Here is a 14,846-nt window from a genome sequence, read left to right on the forward strand (position 1 = left end):
GAGCACCATGACGCAACGCCGGATGATGCGCCTCGGCGCATTCGTGCACGAAACGGGTCAGCATGTCGCCGCCTGGCGTCATCCCGAGGCCCATGCGCTGTCGGGCGTGAGCTTTGCCCAGATGGTCGAGACCGCCCAGCTCGCCGAGCGCGGCAAGTTCGATCTCCTGTTCCTGGCCGACAGCGCTGCGGTCAGCCTGGCCGGCAGCGCCGATGCGCGTGGCGGCATGGGCAAGGTGGTGAAGTTCGAGCCGATGACCATCCTGTCGGCCCTGGCCGCGGTGACGAAGAACCTCGGTCTCGTCGCCACCTCGACCACGACCTACAACGAGCCCTACACGCTTGCCCGCCAGTTCGCCTCGCTCGACCAGATCAGCGGCGGCCGCTCGGGCTGGAATCTCGTCACCTCGAACAACGAGGCCGACGCGCTGAACTACAGCAGGGACGAGCATCTCGCGCATGCCGATCGCTACGAGCGCGCGATCGAGTTCGCCGACGTGGTCAACGGCCTGTGGGACAGCTGGGACGCCGACGCTTTCGTCCGTGACAAGGACTCGGGCGTGTTCTTCGATCCGGCGAAGCTCCACGTGCTCAATCATAAGGGCAAGCACTTCAAGGTGCGCGGTCCGCTGAACGTGGCGCGCTCGCCGCAGGGACGGCCGGTGCTGGTGCAGGCGGGCGCGTCGGGCACCGGCCGCGACGTCGCTGCGCGCCTGGCCGAGCTGGTATTCACGGCGCAGACGACCCTCGAGCAGGGGAAGGAATTCTATGCCGACGTCATGGCGCGCCTGCCTAAGTTCGGGCGTTCGCCGGAAGAAGTGAAAGTGATGCCGGGCTTCTATCCGGTAGTCGGCCGCACCGAGGCCGAGGCCAGGGAGAAGTTCGAGTACCTGCAGTCGCTCATCCAGCCGGCCGTCGGTCTGGCGATCCTCGAGCACACGATCGGCGTGCACGGCCTCGACAAGCTGCCGCTGCACGGGCCGGTGCCGGAGATGGCCGACACCAATGGACCGCTGAGCCGCCAGCGCCTGCTGCTCGAGGCGGCGCGGCGCGACAAGCTCACTCTGTGGCAGCTCTGCCTGCTCAATGCCGGCCCGCGCGGCCACGTGATGGCGATCGGCACGCCGCAGCAGGTCGCCGACGTGATGGAAGAGTGGTTCGTGAACGGCGCCGCCGACGGCTTCAACGTGATGCCCGCTTGGCTGCCCGGTTCGCTCGCCGACTTCGTCGACATGGTGATCCCCGAACTGCAGCGTCGCGGCCTGTTCCGCACCGAGTACGAGTCGACGACCTTGCGCGGCAATCTCGGACTGCCGATGCCGCGGAGCAGATTTCACACGTCAGGCATGGTTGAAGCGGCGCAGTAGACTCATCGTCTTCCGGACCGCGGGCGTCCCGCCCGCTCAGAGATTCATGAGCGGGCGGGACGCCTACGCGCGTCGGACTCGCGCCCACTCCGGAAGAACATGATCATGAGCGGGCGAGACGCCCGCGGTCCGGAAGAGAATGAACGCGCGCCTGCCGGGCAGTTTGCCTTGCAAGGGGCATGACCTCGCGCGTCGCGTGATCGCGCCATCGTCAAATCTCCAGTCAATCCACGCTTTCCATCGGTGGCATGAGAGTTGCTGCGTTGCAGCACGAGCCACACCTTCGAGGAGGGACGATGGAAATCGGCGTGTTCATTCCGATCGGGAACAACGGCTGGTTGATTTCGTCGACCTCGCCGCAATACACGCCGAGCTTCGATCTCAATCGCGAGGTCGTGCTGCGCGCCGAGCGCTACGGCTTCGACTTCGCGCTGTCGATGATCAAGCTGCGCGGTTTCGGCGGCAAGTCGCGCTACTGGGACGACAACCTCGAATCGTTCACCCTGATGGCCGGGCTCGCCTCGATCACGACGCGCATCGAGCTCTACGCCACCGTCGCCGTGCTCACCCTGCCGCCGGCGCTGACGGCGCGCATGGCGATGACCATCGATTCGATCTCGCACGGCCGCTTCGGCGTCAATCTCGTCACCGGCTGGCAGAAGGCCGAGTACGACCAGATGGGTTTGTGGCCGGGCGACGAGCATTTCAAGTCGCGCTACGACCTGCTCGACGAGTACGCCACCGTGATGGCGGAACTCTGGCGCACCGGCCGCTCCGATCTCAAGGGCAGGTTCTACACCATGAACGATTGTCGCCTGGGGCCGCTGCCGTCGCGCCAGATCCCGCTGATCTGCGCCGGCACCAGCGACGCCGGCATGGCCTTCGCCGCCCGGCACTGCGCCTACAATTTCTGCAGCGGCGACGGCGAGATGAACGATCCGCGCGACTGCGCCGATTCGGTCGCCCGCCTCAACGCCAGCACCACCATCGCCGGCACGAACACGCGGGCGCTCGCCCTCACCATGATCATCGCCGACGAGACTGACGAGGCGGCGATGGCCAAGTGGGAGCACTACAAGGCGGGCGTCGATCTCGACGCCATCGGCTGGAGCCGTGCCCAGGCCGGCGCCGACAAGTATGCTGCCGACAATTCCACTGCCGGCCGCATCCGCCGGCGCGAGCCGTTGCCGAACAGCGGTTCGCGGCTGGTCGGCTCGTACGCCAGCGTTGCCCGCATGCTCGATGAGATGTCGGACATCCCGGGACTTGCCGGCGTCATGCTGACCTTCGACGACTTCGTGATCGGCGTCGAGCAGTTCGGCCAGCGCATCCAGCCACTGATGCGGAGCCGGCGCGATCTCGCCGTGGCGGCGTAAGGGGAGGCGGGTAGGGTGGATACGCTCGCCTACGACCCCGATGCCAGGGAACCCGGGGCACCGGCGCGGGCCAAGTCGCAGCTCGATCTCGAGCTCAGAAGCATTCGCAAGTGCTACGGCAGCTTCACCGCCGTCGACGGCGTGTCCCTGCAAGTCGAGAAGGGGCAGTTCGTCTGCCTGCTGGGGCCATCGGGCTGCGGCAAGACCACGACCTTGCGCTGCGTCGCCGGGCTGGAGGAGCCGGATGACGGCGGCATCCTGATCGGCGGCAAGGAGGTGACGCGCGATCCGCCGTGGCAGCGCGACATCGCCATGATGTTCCAGGATTTCGCGCTGTTCCCGCACATGACGGTGGCCAGGCAGGTGGGCTTCGGGCTGGAGATGCTGAAGAAGCCCAGGGCCGAGATCGTCCAGCGCGTCAACCAGGTGCTGACCTCGTTCGAGATCGCCAGCCTGGCCGATCGCAAGCCGGCCAGCCTGTCGGGCGGCCAGCGCCAGCGTGTCGCGCTGGCCCGCGCCATGATAACCGAGCCGCGCATCCTGCTGCTCGACGAGCCGATCGGCGCGCTCGACTACTCGCTGCGCGAGACCGTGATGCTGGAGCTCAAGCTCCTGCAGCAGCGCACCGGCATCTCCTTCATCTGGGTGACACACGACCAGAACGAGGCGTTCTCGCTGGGCGACCTCGTGGTAGTGATGAACCATGCGCGCATCGAGCAGCAGGGCCCGCCGGAGGAGATCCTGCAGCGCCCCGCGACCGCCTTCGTCGCGAGCTTCGTGCAGGGCAACAACGTCTTCCACGGCAAGGTGACGGAGATCCTGGCGGGCGCGCTGTGGGTCGAGACGCCGGTCGGCGCGTTCGTCGTGCCGCGGCCGATGACGGGCCCGACGCCTGCGTTGGGCACGGCGGTGTCCTTCTCGGTGCGCGCCGAGCTGATCTCCGACCTGGGTGTCGAGCGCCAGGTCAATCGCCTGTCGGTCCGCTGCACCGCCGTCGAGTATTTTGGCTCGGTGCGCCGACATGTCTTCGCGCGCGCCGACGGCGAGGTGCTGAAGGTCGACCAGTTCGGCGCTCAGGCGGCCCGCATCGTGCCAGGCCAGACCGTGCAGCTCGGCTGGGCGGCCGACGCCGGCGTCCTGCATGCGGTGTCGCCGGATGGGCAGGGCACTCGCCTATGACAAAAACCCCGTCATCTCGACCGAAGCCTCGCGCAGCGAGGCGTAGTGGAAGGACCTTTCTTGTTGCAGGATCGGCAAGAACGGTCCCTCGACTACACCGCCCTTCGGGCGGCTTCGCTCGGCATGACGGCATTTTTCGTCGTGCGCGAATGCCCTCGCCGGATCGGGGACCGCCGGCATGAGCACCATTCGTCTCCGCTCGCCGGCCAGCTACTGGCTCGCCGCGCCGGCGGCGCTGTGGATGCTGGGCGTGGTCGTCGTGCCGATCGTGCTGCTGGTCTGGGTGTCGTTCTGGGGCGGTCGCGCCTTCTCGACGGCGAGCCCGCTTACCGTCGATAACTACGCGCGCTTCTTCGCCAACCCGATCTACGTCAAGCTGATCTTCGGCACCATCCTGCACACCGCGGCGCTGATGGCCGTCACCGGCGTGCTGGGCTACTGCATCGCCTATTTCCTGACCATGAAGGTCAAGAGCCCGCTCTGGCGGACGGCGCTGTTCCTCGCCTTCATCATTCCGTTCTGGACCAGCACGCTGATCCGGGCGATCGCCTGGGTGCCGTTCCTCGGCGTCAACGGCGTCATCAACCAGACGCTGATGTTCCTCGGCGCGACCCAGTCGCCGATCGAGGCATTCCTCTATTCGCGCACCGGCATCACCCTGGCCCAGGTGTCGCTCTACACCATGATGGCGGCCGGTCCGGTCGTCTACATGTTGAATTCGATCGCGCCGCAGTGGCGCGAGGCGGCGATGACCCTGAAAGCGACGCCAATCACCGTGTTCTGGCGCATCGTCTTTCCGCTCACCCTGCCGGGCGTGGTGATCGGCCAGGTGCTGGTCTTCCTCAACGTCATGTCCGACTTCGCCACCGTGGCGACGATCGGCGGCAACAAGCACGCGCTGCTGCCCAACCTTGTGCTGCTGTTCTACGAAAGCTCGCAGCTGCGCGCCGCCTCGGTGGTGGCCGTGCTGCTGATGATCTGCATGCTGGGGGGCGTCGTGATCGCGCTGCGCGTCGTCGACATCCGGCGGCTGGGAGCGGAACGATGATCGGCTGGCGCGTTCGGCTGAGCCTCAGCGGCTGGCTCCTGGGCGCGATCACGCTCGCCTTCCTCGCCTATCAGTGGCTGCCGATCTTCACCCTGGGCCTGCTGTCGTTCAGCGGGCCGACCGGGGGCACGACCTTCCCGATGAACGGCACGTCGTTCCACTGGTACGAGGAAGTGTGGCGGGCCACCGTCATGAACGATTTCAAGCCGCCGCTGCTGCGCTCCTCGCTTCTGGCGCTGGCCTGCTCGGCCACCACGATCGTGCTGTCGATCATGGCGGCGCAGGCGATGCGCGGGCAGTTCCGCGGCAACGGCTGGTTCTTCTACCTGATGCTGCTCGGCATCATGGCGCCCGGCATCCTGGTGGGCTTCGGCTTCGCCATCATGATGCGCCTGATGGGCGTCGAGCTCTCGTGGGACACCACGACGTTCCTGGTGCAGGTATCGTGGACCCTGCCGTTCGGCTTCCTGACGATGCTCGCGGTGTTCAACCGCTTCGACCGGAAGGTCGAGGAGGCCGCGCTGACGCTCGGCGCCTCGCGACTCACCGCGTTCCGCCGGGTCACCCTGCCGCTGGTCCTGCCCGGCGTCATCGGCGCCGGCCTCTTCGGCTTCTCGCTGAGCTACGACGAGTACGCGCGCAGCATGTTCACCACGGGGCCGGATGCCACCTTGCCGCTCGCCGTGATGGCCCAGCTCGATCGCCAGCTCACGCCCGAGATCTACGCCGTCGGCACGACGACGACCCTCTTCTCGCTGATCGCCATCACGATCTTCACCGTCGCCTTCTGGGCGATGCGGCGATCGACCAACCTCAGGAGGAGCTGAGCATGCTGATCCGACGTCGTTCCCTGCTGGCCGCTGCCGCGGCCTCGACCTTGGCCGCGCCGGCGGCGCACGCCCAGACCAAACAGATCAACCTGGCGGGCGCCAGCTACGACATGCGCGAGGCCATTCTTGGCGAGTTCGGCAAGCGCACCGGTATTACGCCGCGGCCCTTCGTCAATCCCTCGACCCAGGTCCGCATCGACCGCCTGCGCACCGCGCCGGTCGACGTCGTGCTGACGGATGCGCCGTTTGCCGCCTACGCCACCGGGGAGAAGCTCACGCAGCCGATCGACGTCTCGCGCCTGCCCAACTGGTCCAAGCTGCATCCGCTGCTGAAGGATGGTCGGGCGACGCCGAGCTCGCCGCTCGGGTTCGGCGCCAATCCGGGCCGCATGATGTATCTCGACGAGGCGCGCACAAAAGTGTCGTTCGCGCCGATGTTCTTCCAGATGGATTCGATCGGCTACAACGCGAGCAAGATCCCGGCCGAGAAGAACGTCCTGTCGTGGGGCGAGCTGTTCAATCCCAAATGGCGCGGCAAGGTGGCGATGTTCGGCATCGACTGGCTCGGAATGCTGAACGCCGCCATGGGCATGCGCGCGCTCGGCCTGCTCGATCCGGTCGACATCAGCAGCATGACCGAGAAGGAGGTCGACACGGTCATCGCCTTCCTCAAGGAGAAGAAGAAGGAGGGCCATTTCCGCGCCATGTGGAAAGCGTACGGCGAGCTGGTGAACCTGATGGCCTCGGAGGAGGTGTGGATCGCCGACGCTTGGTGGCCGGTGATCGTCGAGGTTTCGGGCAAGGGCATTCCCGTGCACTACGCCGTCGCCAAGGAAGGCTATCGCGCCTGGTGCAACGGCTACGCCATCTCGGCCAGCACCAAGAATATCGACGCCTGCTACGAATGGCTCAACTACTGGATGGAAGGCTATCCCGGCGCCCGCCAGTCGGAGATCGGCTACTTCTCGACGGTGAACAACTACGAGAAGTATCTCGATCCCAAGCTGGTGAAGGAGGTCTACGGCGGCGAAGGCCGCGATGGCGGCTCGCTGGCCGACCGCGCCGAGCGGGTGTTCGTGTGGAACACCCGGCCGAAGAACCTCGAGTACTACACCGAGAAATGGAACGAGTTCCTGGCGGCGTAATGATCAGTTTCCTCCCCAGCTTCGCTGGGGAGGTGTCGCGTCATTCGCGACGGAGGGGTCATGATTCTGGACCGCGGGTGTCCCGCCCGCTCATGGTTCATGTTCATGAGCGGGCGAGACGCCCGCGGTCCGCATGAGACCATGACCCCCCGCCTGCCTGCGCGAAGCCGAAGTGGCTTCGCTTCGGCGAAGGCAGGTCCGCGATTACGCGGACACCTCCCCAAGCTGCGCTTGGGGACGAGAACGAGTATCGACCGTCGCGTCTTTTGCTCTAGTCTCCGGTCCCATGTCTCGCCCGCTTACGCTGCTGCTGTCGGCCCATGCTCACAAGATCTGGGGAGCGCGCACAGCGGCCGCCGCGCCCTCCGGCAGCCTCGCCTTCGTCACTGCCGAGGATGCCCTGGCCGCCGACGGTCCCTGCGCTGCCGACATCGCCTTCATGACCCGCGAGGTCACTGGCTCCTCGAGCAAGGACAGGAAAACACCCGAACTGCAGGGCTTCGAGACCGTGCTGCGCAAGTCGCCGCATCTCAAATGGCTGCAGATCCATCCCGCCGGGGCGGAACGGCCGATCTATCGCGAGCTGCGCGATCGCGGCGTCAAGGTGACGACTGCGTCGGGCGCCACGGCGGTAACGGTGTCGCACAGCGCCCTCGGCGCGGTGATCGCGCTCAACCGGCGCTTTCCGCTGCTCGCCGACGCGCAGCGCCGGCATGCCTGGGAGCCGCGGCTCGGCGAACGCTCGCCACGCGATCTCAAGGACCAGTGTGCGGTCATCGTCGGGATGGGACCGATCGGCCGCAATATCGCGGGGCTGCTCAAGATGCTGGGCATGACGGCGATCGGCGTGCGCCGCACCGCCGAACCGGTCGAACCGTGCGACCGTACGATTGCCTATGAGCAGTTGCCCTCGGTGCTGCCCCAGGCCGACTGGCTGATCCTGTGCTGCCCGGCCTCGCCGGTGACGCGCGGCATCGCCAACGCGGCCGCCTTTGCCGCCATGCCGGCGGGCAGCCATTTCATCAACGTCTCGCGCGGCGAGGTCGCGATCGAGAAGGACGTCATCGCGGCCCTGGCCGCGGGCCATCTGGCGGGTGCCTATCTCGACGTCTTCGAGCGCGAGCCGCTCGATCCGGCATCGCCCTTGTGGGACATGCCGAACGTGATCGTCTCGCCGCACACGGCCAGCCATTCGCAGGGCCAGAACGAGGCGATCTTCGACATCTTCCTCGACAATCTCGCGCGCTGGCGCGCCGGTGCCAAGCTGCGCAATGATGTCGACGATCTCGGCTGACACGGTCTGTCACAGACCCTCGTCGTTCCGCAGGAGGTTGGCATGGATCTCGGATTGAAGGGAAAGCGCGTCGTCATCACCGGCGCCAGCAAGGGCATCGGCCGGGCGATCGCCGAGGGCTTTGCCGCCGAAGGCGCCCACGTCGCGATCTGCGCGCGCAATGCCGGCGAGGTGGCGGCCGCCGTCGCGTCGCTGAAGAGCAAGGGCGTCAACGCTTCGGGCAAGGCGCTCGACGTCGCCGACGGGGCGGCGCTCAAGGACTGGATCGCCGCCGCCGCCGGCGAGCTGGGCGGCCTCGATGCGCTGGTCTGCAATGTCAGCGCGCTGGCGGTCGGCGATTCGCCCGAGAGCTGGGAGAAATCGTTCCGCACCGACATGATGCACACGGTGAACGCCGTCGCCGCGGCCGTGCCGTTTCTCGAGAAATCCATCTCGCCGTCGATCGTGCTGATCTCCAGCGTCTCGGGCTTCGAGGTCGATTTCGCCGCCGGCTCCTACGGCGCCATCAAGGCGGCGCTGATCCACTACGCCAAGGGGCTCTCCCGCCAGCTGGTCGGCAAGGGCATCCGCGTCAATTGCGTGTCGCCGGGCAACACCTATTTCGACGGCGGCATCTGGCAGACCATCGAGAAGAACATGCCGGACCTGTTCGCGTCGACGCTCAAGGTCAATCCGACCGGCAAGTTCGGCACTGCCGAAGAGGTGGCGACCGGCGTCGTCTTCCTGTCGAGCCCGGTGGCGAGCCGCATCTCCGGCACCAACCTGGTGATCGACGGCGCGCTCACGGTCGCGGTGTAGGGAGCACGATCATGCATGGCCACGCCCGACACACGATCCACAAGGACCACGTCCATCACGGCTGGAACAACGCCTTCCCGCCCAGGCTCACGATCGCACCCGGCGAGAGCGTCGAGTTCGAGACGCTCGACGCCTCGTCCGGCCAGCTCTCGCGCAGCTCAACGGCCGAGGCACTGAAGAAGCTCGATCTCGCCTTCGTCAATCCGGTGACCGGCCCGATCCGGATCGATGGCGCCCGGCCGGGCGATGCGCTCAAGGTCACCGTGCTGTCGCTGAAACCCTCGGGCTGGGGCTGGACCGGCAACATCCCGGGCTTCGGTCTGCTCACCGACCAGTTCCCCGAGGCGCATTTGCATCATTGGAACTACGACCCGGGCCTGAAGCCTGCAATGTACGGCCCGGGCGGCCGCGTGCCGCTGCGGCCCTTCCCCGGCACGATCGGCGTGGCGCCGGCGGCGCCCGGCCTGCACAGCGTCGTTCCGCCGCGCAATGTCGGCGGCAACATGGACGTGCGCGACATCATCGCCGGCACCGAGCTCTATCTGCCGATCGAGGTCGAGGGCGCGCTGTTCTCGGTCGGCGACACGCATGCCGCGCAGGGTGACGGCGAGGTCTGCGGCACGGCGATCGAAAGCCCGATCGACGTCGCGCTCAAGTTCGACCTGGTGAAGGGTGCCAACCTGCGCTTCCCGCGCTACGTGACGCCGGGCCCGGTGACCGACCATTTCGACAAGAAGGGCTACGAGGTCACCACCGGCATCGGCCCCGACCTGATGGCCGGCGCCCGCGCCGCGGTGTCGGAAATGATCGACCTTCTAGGCAAGCGCTACGGCTACGCCGCGATCGACGCCTACATGCTGTGCAGCGTCTGCGCCGACCTGCGCATCAGCTCGATCGTCGACGTGCCCAATTGGGTCGTCTCGTTCTACTTTCCGCGCATCGTGCTGGAGTAGTCTTCCGGGCCGCGAACGTCTCGCTCGCTCATGAGATTGGGCGAGCGAGACGCTGGCGGTCCGAAAGAGATGATTGAAGACGCAAAGGAGACGCCGAGTGAAAGCAGTCGTCATCAACGCCACCGGTGGTCCCGAGCAGCTCACGGTCGCCGACATGCCCGACCCGGTGCCGGGTCCCGGCGAGGTGCTGATCGACGTCGCCTATGCCGGCTGCAACTGGGCCGACACGCAAGTCCGGATCGGCATCTATCCGCATCCCATGACCTATCCGATGGTGCTGGGCTTCGAGGTCTCCGGCATCGTCTCGGCGCTTGGCTCGGGCGCGACCGGCGTCGAGGTCGGTGATCGCGTCGCGACCTTTCCCGAGAAGGGTGGCGCCTATGCCGAGAAGTGCGTGGCCTCGGCCACCGGCCTCATCAAGCTGCCGCCGGCGGTCGGTCTCGATGTCGGCGCGGCGTTCCCCATCCAGGCGCTCACCGCCTACCACATGCTCTACACGGTCTACGGCCTCGAACGCGGCGACACGGTGCTGGTCAATGCGATCGGCGGCGGTGTCGGGCTCGCCTGCACGCAACTCGCAGTCCATGCCGGCGCGCGCGTGATCGGCACTGTCGGTACGCCGGGCAAGGAGACGCGGGCCCTGCAGTACGGCGCCGGGCGCGTCGTCGTGACCACGACCGAGGACTTCGAGACGGCGGTGCTCGATTTCACCCGCGGCAAGGGTGTCGACCTCGCGATCGATTCCTACGGCGCCACCATGCTCGACCGCACCTTCAACGTGGTGCGCAAGCTCGGTCATGTCATCAGCATCGGCGAGGCCGAAGGCCAGCCGTTCAAGAACATCCGCGAGCGCATCCTGCCGCGCTCGCAGACCTTCACGCGCCTGCACCTCGGCCATGTCGACCAGGCCTCGCCGGAATGGCAGGCCGGCGTCACGCACGTACTGGAAGGCATCGTCGAAGGCTGGCTGAAGGTGCCGATCGAGGGCGTGTTCGCGCTCGACCAGGCGGCCGACATGCACCGCCGCCTGGAAGGTCGCCACGTCGCCGGCAAGCTGCTGCTGAAGGCGGGGAAGGGCACGTAGGGCTGTCTTCGCTGGGAGCGCGCCACTCCGATGGCGCTCATGGGATGTGTGATCAATAAGAAGAGCGCCACAGGAGTGGCGCGCTCCCGCAATGAGCATGAAGAAAGCAAGGCCCCTGAGGGGCCTTGCTTTCCGCCCATCCGGGCGAGAGGCCCGTGAGGCTGCCTACCTCTGGCAGGCCGAAGACGGCACACCCTTCTTCGCTGCCGCGTCCAGGCACTCCTGCAAAGTCGGATAGGCATTGGCCTGGAATGGCTGGCTCGGGGCCTGGGCAAACTGGTTGGTCTGTCCGAACTGGCCGTCCTGCACGACGTCCACGGTCGTGGCGCCGACAACGAACGCGCCCGCGCCAATGGCAATAAGGAAAAACAGCGGCATTTTGTGCCTCCTCAGGTTGTCGTCTCAACTCGCGCTGCGATCACTGCGCGTTCCGATCCAACGCGATCGGTTGTCGACGGATGCCGGGCGGCGCGAGGAGATCACAGGGCAAGGGAGCGCGGTGCTTCGTCGTGCGACGACGGCGCAGCGCAACCTCGCGCCGCCGCGACCGTTGTCACGCCCTTTCGGCCAATCAGGATCGGATCGAGCAGGATCGGCTGCGGATTCACTCGGCTGCGCTACGGGCGCGAACGGGTGTGCGCGAGCACGTCGGGATTGACCACGTGGGTCGGCGTACCGTCGGCGTAGGCCAGGATCTGGTCGAAGATGTCGGCGAACTGCACCTCGTACTCGTCGCGCGAGACGTAGCCGATGTGCGGCGTGCACACGACGTTGGGCATGGTGAGCAGCGGGTGATGCGGGTCGGTGAGAGGCTCGTCCTCGTAGACGTCGACGGCGGCCATGCCGGGACGGCCGGCGCGCAGCGTGCCGACCAGCGCGCCCGGCTGGATCAGCGGCGCGCGGCTGGTGTTGACCAGCAGCGCCGTCGGCTTCATGCGCAGCAGGTCGGCCTCGCTCACGATGCCGCGCGTGGCGTCGACCAGGCGCATGTGCAGCGAGATCACGTCGCAGTCGGCAAGGAACGCCTCCTTGCTCGGCGCCGCCTCGTAGCCGTCGGCGACGGCCTGCGCCCGTGCCGCCTCGCGCGCCCATGCCACCACGCGCATGCCGAACTGCCTGCCGTAGCCCGCGACGACGGCGCCGATGCGGCCGTAGCCCCAGATGCCAAGCGTCTTGCCGCGCAGGCTCGAGCCGACGCCCATCTGCCAGCGCCCGGCCCTCAGGGCCTCGGCCTGCTGCGGGATCTGCCGCATCGCCGCCAGCACCAGGCCCCAGGTGAGCTCGGCCGCGGCAAAGGACGGCGTGCCGGCGTGCTGGCTCGACGACACGATGATGCCGAGCCGCGTGCAGGTGTCGACGTCGATGTGCGGATAGACGCTGCGCTGGCTTATCAGGCGCAGACGTGGCAGGCGCTCGAGCAGCGGTGTGCGGATCTTGGTGCGCTCGCGGAACAGCACCAGCACCTCGGTGTCGGCGAGGCGCCGGGCGAGGCCGTCGACGTCCTGCAGATGGTCGTTCCAGATCGTGACGGCGTGACCGGCAAGCCTGGCGAAGCACGGCAGGGTGCGCAGCGTGTCGAAATAGTCGTCGAGGATGGTGATCTTCATGGTCGGGTCGTTGGTCGCGGCGTTCAGATCTCGGACAAGTGCAGCTGTTGGATCGAGGTGATCGTCTTGCTGAACTTCTCGCGTTGCGCATCGCTCAGCGGCTGGCCGTCGGGCAGGGGGTGCAACAGCAGCTCGTCCTCCTCCAGCCGCTTCACCAGCCTGATCGCCTGGCGCACGTCCTGCTGCTTCTTCCTGGGCAGGATCGGATAGGCCGCCAGAAAGAGCGACGACAGGGTGCGATTCTGCAGCTCCGGCGTCAGCGGAATCGGGCTCTTGAACACGCCGTCGAGCGCCGTCTTGGCGGCGCCGGTCGTCTTGGCGCGGCGCAGCAGGAAGGCCATGTTGCCGAGCCGGTGCTCGATCTCGAAACGCAGGGTCGTCAGGTCCTGCTGGTTCTTCTGGGCGATCTCGTGAGCGTGCTGGATCTGCTGGAGCACCGCCGCGCCGCCGGTCAGCAGGACGGACGACAGCAGCCACATGCCGACCGAGCTGTTGAGGAAATGATACAGGCGCTGGCCGAAGCCCGGCTTGGGCGGGGGAGGCGGCGGCGCGGCCGGCTCGGCGGGTGTCTGCATGCTCTGGCGGACCGCGTGGCGAAGTCGCTCTTCCGCCTCGATGCGCGCGCGGTCTTCGTCAGTCAGCATCGCTTCTCCCCCATGGACAATGCCCTTCGTGCCAGCCCTGCCATAACACGGCGCAGGCCCGCCGCCGAAGCGGCGCATTGCGCCGCCGCAGCCGGCTGCCTCAGCGCCGGCGCAGCACTGCGCTCAGCACGGTCGTGGCCAGCAGGCCGAGGCTCGCCATCACCAGCACGGCGTCTCGCGGGCCGATCTCCCGCGCCAGTGCGCCGGCGGCGAGCACGCCGAGTGGCCCGGTGCCGATGCAGACGGTGACGATGCCCATCAGCCGCGAGCGCATGCCGGCTGGCGCCTCGGTCAGCATCAGGGTGGTCTGCATGTTGCTGAATCCCGCCGTGCCGAAGCCGCCGATGATCAGTACCGCGAGCGCCAGCCAGTAGGACGGCGACAGGGCCATCACGATCAGGGCGGCGAGGAAGAGCGCGGCACCACCCGCGAACAGCAGGCGCCGCTCGACGCGCAGCACGCCCGCCGCCATCAGCGCGCCGCCGAGGAACGCGCCGAGCGGCTCGCCTGCCGCCAGCAGGCCGACCAGGGCCGGCGAAACGCCGAACGCGCCCAGCCCCAAGGGCGATATCAGGCCCGCGTAGGAGAAGGCGAAGGCGTTGACCACGATGGTGATGCCGAAGACCAGGACTATCGTCGGCCTGGTGCGGGCGAAGCGCAGCCCTTCGGCGATCTCCGCCGGAAGGCTGGCGAGCGCGAGGCGCCGCGTCACCTGCACATGCGCGAGGCGGCTCATGGCGAGGGCGCCGCCGGCCTGGACCAGCGCGGTGAGGGCGTAGGCGCCCTGCATGCCCAGCCATTCGAATGCGACCCCGCCCAGCAGCGGGCCGACCATGCGCGTGGCCGCATTGGTCGCCGAATCCAGCGCGATGGCATTGACGATGCGATGCGGTCCGGCGACCTCGCCGACCATGCGCCGGCGGGTCGACATCTCGGTCGCCCACAGGATGCCCGAGACCAGGTTCGCCACCGCGATGTGCCACAACACCAGGTGACCGGTCGCGGCGAGCAGGGCCACCACGGCCGACACGACCGCTGGCACCAGCATGGCCAGGACCACGATCAGCTTGCGATTCACCGCCTCCGACACGGCGCCGGCGAAGGCGCCGAAGGCGAATTGCGGCAGCTGGCGAATGGCGACCACGCCCGCGACCGCGAAGGCCGAGCCGGTGGCCTCGAAGGCGAACAGCCCCGAGGCCAGCAGTTCCAGCCAGCGCATGGCGTTGCCGGCGCCCCCGGCCAGCCACAGCCGCAGAAAATCCGGCACACCCAGCAGCTCGCGCACCGGGTGGTCGCGTTCCTCCGTCGAATTCATTGGTGACGACGCTAGAGCAGATTCCGTTCGGCTGGAACCAGCCGAACCGCCACCCCTCCTCCTATGAAGATCGGGGCGGGTACCTCCCCGATCTTCTCAGCATCGAGATGCGCGCCGGGTGTTCTGGGTGTCTCCCCAGCGTCTTCGCTGGGGAGGTGCCCCGTCATACGGGGCGGAGGGGTCATGAATCATGCGGACCGCGGGCGT

At 67.5% G+C, this 14,846-nt stretch carries 14 protein-coding genes; 10 read left to right on the top strand and 4 right to left on the bottom strand.

Annotation, left to right across the window (positions count from 1 at the left end; translation table 11 throughout):
- Positions 1–7: 7 nt before the first annotated feature.
- The 10 genes from AB7O82_RS29350 (at position 8) to AB7O82_RS29395 (ending at position 11,073) form a co-directional block, all read left to right on the top strand.
- Positions 8–1,366 (top strand): LLM class flavin-dependent oxidoreductase, encoded by a 1,359-nt coding sequence (locus AB7O82_RS29350; protein ID WP_428549792.1) that lies wholly within the window; start codon positions 8–10, stop codon positions 1,364–1,366.
- Between the two features lie 296 nt (positions 1,367–1,662).
- Entirely contained in the window at positions 1,663–2,742 is a 1,080-nt protein-coding gene (rutA, locus tag AB7O82_RS29355) for a pyrimidine utilization protein A (RefSeq protein WP_428549794.1), read from the top strand.
- Positions 2,743–2,757: 15 nt separating this feature from the next.
- Complete coding sequence (locus AB7O82_RS29360; RefSeq protein WP_428549796.1) at positions 2,758–3,921, top strand: ABC transporter ATP-binding protein; 1,164 nt, start codon at positions 2,758–2,760, stop codon at positions 3,919–3,921.
- A gap of 178 nt (positions 3,922–4,099) precedes the next feature.
- Entirely contained in the window at positions 4,100–4,969 is an 870-nt protein-coding gene (locus AB7O82_RS29365; RefSeq protein WP_428549798.1) for an ABC transporter permease, read from the top strand.
- Entirely contained in the window at positions 4,966–5,796 is an 831-nt protein-coding gene (locus AB7O82_RS29370; RefSeq protein WP_428549800.1) for an ABC transporter permease, read from the top strand. The genes AB7O82_RS29365 and AB7O82_RS29370 overlap by 4 nt, the downstream gene beginning before the upstream one ends.
- A gap of 2 nt (positions 5,797–5,798) precedes the next feature.
- On the top strand, positions 5,799–6,944 hold the full coding sequence (locus AB7O82_RS29375; RefSeq protein WP_428549802.1) for an ABC transporter substrate-binding protein: 1,146 nt from the start codon (positions 5,799–5,801) through the stop codon (positions 6,942–6,944).
- Positions 6,945–7,230: 286 nt separating this feature from the next.
- Entirely contained in the window at positions 7,231–8,238 is a 1,008-nt protein-coding gene (locus tag AB7O82_RS29380; protein WP_428549804.1) for a D-2-hydroxyacid dehydrogenase, read from the top strand.
- A gap of 42 nt (positions 8,239–8,280) precedes the next feature.
- Positions 8,281–9,036 carry an SDR family NAD(P)-dependent oxidoreductase gene (locus AB7O82_RS29385; protein ID WP_428549806.1) on the top strand — a complete coding sequence of 252 codons (756 nt, stop codon included), beginning with the start codon at positions 8,281–8,283 and terminating at the stop codon, positions 9,034–9,036.
- Between the two features lie 11 nt (positions 9,037–9,047).
- The gene (locus AB7O82_RS29390) at positions 9,048–9,989 is read left to right on the top strand and encodes an acetamidase/formamidase family protein (protein ID WP_428549808.1); all 942 of its coding nucleotides are present in this window, start codon (positions 9,048–9,050) and stop codon (positions 9,987–9,989) included.
- 97 nt (positions 9,990–10,086) lie between these two features.
- Complete coding sequence (locus AB7O82_RS29395; RefSeq protein ID WP_428620852.1) at positions 10,087–11,073, top strand: quinone oxidoreductase family protein; 987 nt, start codon at positions 10,087–10,089, stop codon at positions 11,071–11,073.
- A 165-nt stretch (positions 11,074–11,238) separates the two neighbouring features.
- Here AB7O82_RS29395 and AB7O82_RS29400 read toward each other — a convergent pair whose 3' ends face one another.
- The 4 genes from AB7O82_RS29400 to AB7O82_RS29415 form a co-directional block, all read right to left on the bottom strand.
- Positions 11,239–11,451, bottom strand: a complete 213-nt coding sequence (locus tag AB7O82_RS29400) for a hypothetical protein (RefSeq protein ID WP_428555176.1) — start codon at positions 11,449–11,451, stop codon at positions 11,239–11,241.
- Between the two features lie 239 nt (positions 11,452–11,690).
- Complete coding sequence (locus AB7O82_RS29405; RefSeq protein WP_428620854.1) at positions 11,691–12,680, bottom strand: D-2-hydroxyacid dehydrogenase family protein; 990 nt, start codon at positions 12,678–12,680, stop codon at positions 11,691–11,693.
- Positions 12,681–12,703: 23 nt separating this feature from the next.
- The gene (locus tag AB7O82_RS29410; protein ID WP_428555180.1) at positions 12,704–13,324 is read right to left on the bottom strand and encodes a hypothetical protein; all 621 of its coding nucleotides are present in this window, start codon (positions 13,322–13,324) and stop codon (positions 12,704–12,706) included.
- Between the two features lie 100 nt (positions 13,325–13,424).
- Positions 13,425–14,639, bottom strand: a complete 1,215-nt coding sequence (locus tag AB7O82_RS29415; protein WP_428555183.1) for an MFS transporter — start codon at positions 14,637–14,639, stop codon at positions 13,425–13,427.
- Between the last annotated feature and the right edge of the window lie 207 nt (positions 14,640–14,846).

Source organism: Reyranella sp., assembly GCF_050185545.1.
Classification (GTDB): domain Bacteria; phylum Pseudomonadota; class Alphaproteobacteria; order Reyranellales; family Reyranellaceae; genus Reyranella.

What these genes read in the sequence shown, in the direction of transcription:
- AB7O82_RS29400 (WP_428555176.1), bottom strand. Translation starts at nt 11,451, where the DNA reads ATGCCGCTGTTTTTCCTTATTGCCATTGGCGCGGGCGCGTTCGTTGTC.
- AB7O82_RS29380 (WP_428549804.1), top strand. Translation starts at nt 7,231, where the DNA reads ATGTCTCGCCCGCTTACGCTGCTGCTGTCGGCCCATGCTCACAAGATC.
- AB7O82_RS29370 (WP_428549800.1), top strand. Translation starts at nt 4,966, where the DNA reads ATGATCGGCTGGCGCGTTCGGCTGAGCCTCAGCGGCTGGCTCCTGGGC.
- AB7O82_RS29385 (WP_428549806.1), top strand. Translation starts at nt 8,281, where the DNA reads ATGGATCTCGGATTGAAGGGAAAGCGCGTCGTCATCACCGGCGCCAGC.
- AB7O82_RS29375 (WP_428549802.1), top strand. Translation starts at nt 5,799, where the DNA reads ATGCTGATCCGACGTCGTTCCCTGCTGGCCGCTGCCGCGGCCTCGACC.
- AB7O82_RS29365 (WP_428549798.1), top strand. Translation starts at nt 4,100, where the DNA reads ATGAGCACCATTCGTCTCCGCTCGCCGGCCAGCTACTGGCTCGCCGCG.
- AB7O82_RS29405 (WP_428620854.1), bottom strand. Translation starts at nt 12,680, where the DNA reads ATGAAGATCACCATCCTCGACGACTATTTCGACACGCTGCGCACCCTG.
- AB7O82_RS29415 (WP_428555183.1), bottom strand. Translation starts at nt 14,639, where the DNA reads ATGAATTCGACGGAGGAACGCGACCACCCGGTGCGCGAGCTGCTGGGT.
- AB7O82_RS29410 (WP_428555180.1), bottom strand. Translation starts at nt 13,324, where the DNA reads ATGCTGACTGACGAAGACCGCGCGCGCATCGAGGCGGAAGAGCGACTT.
- rutA (WP_428549794.1), top strand. Translation starts at nt 1,663, where the DNA reads ATGGAAATCGGCGTGTTCATTCCGATCGGGAACAACGGCTGGTTGATT.
- AB7O82_RS29350 (WP_428549792.1), top strand. Translation starts at nt 8, where the DNA reads ATGACGCAACGCCGGATGATGCGCCTCGGCGCATTCGTGCACGAAACG.
- AB7O82_RS29390 (WP_428549808.1), top strand. Translation starts at nt 9,048, where the DNA reads ATGCATGGCCACGCCCGACACACGATCCACAAGGACCACGTCCATCAC.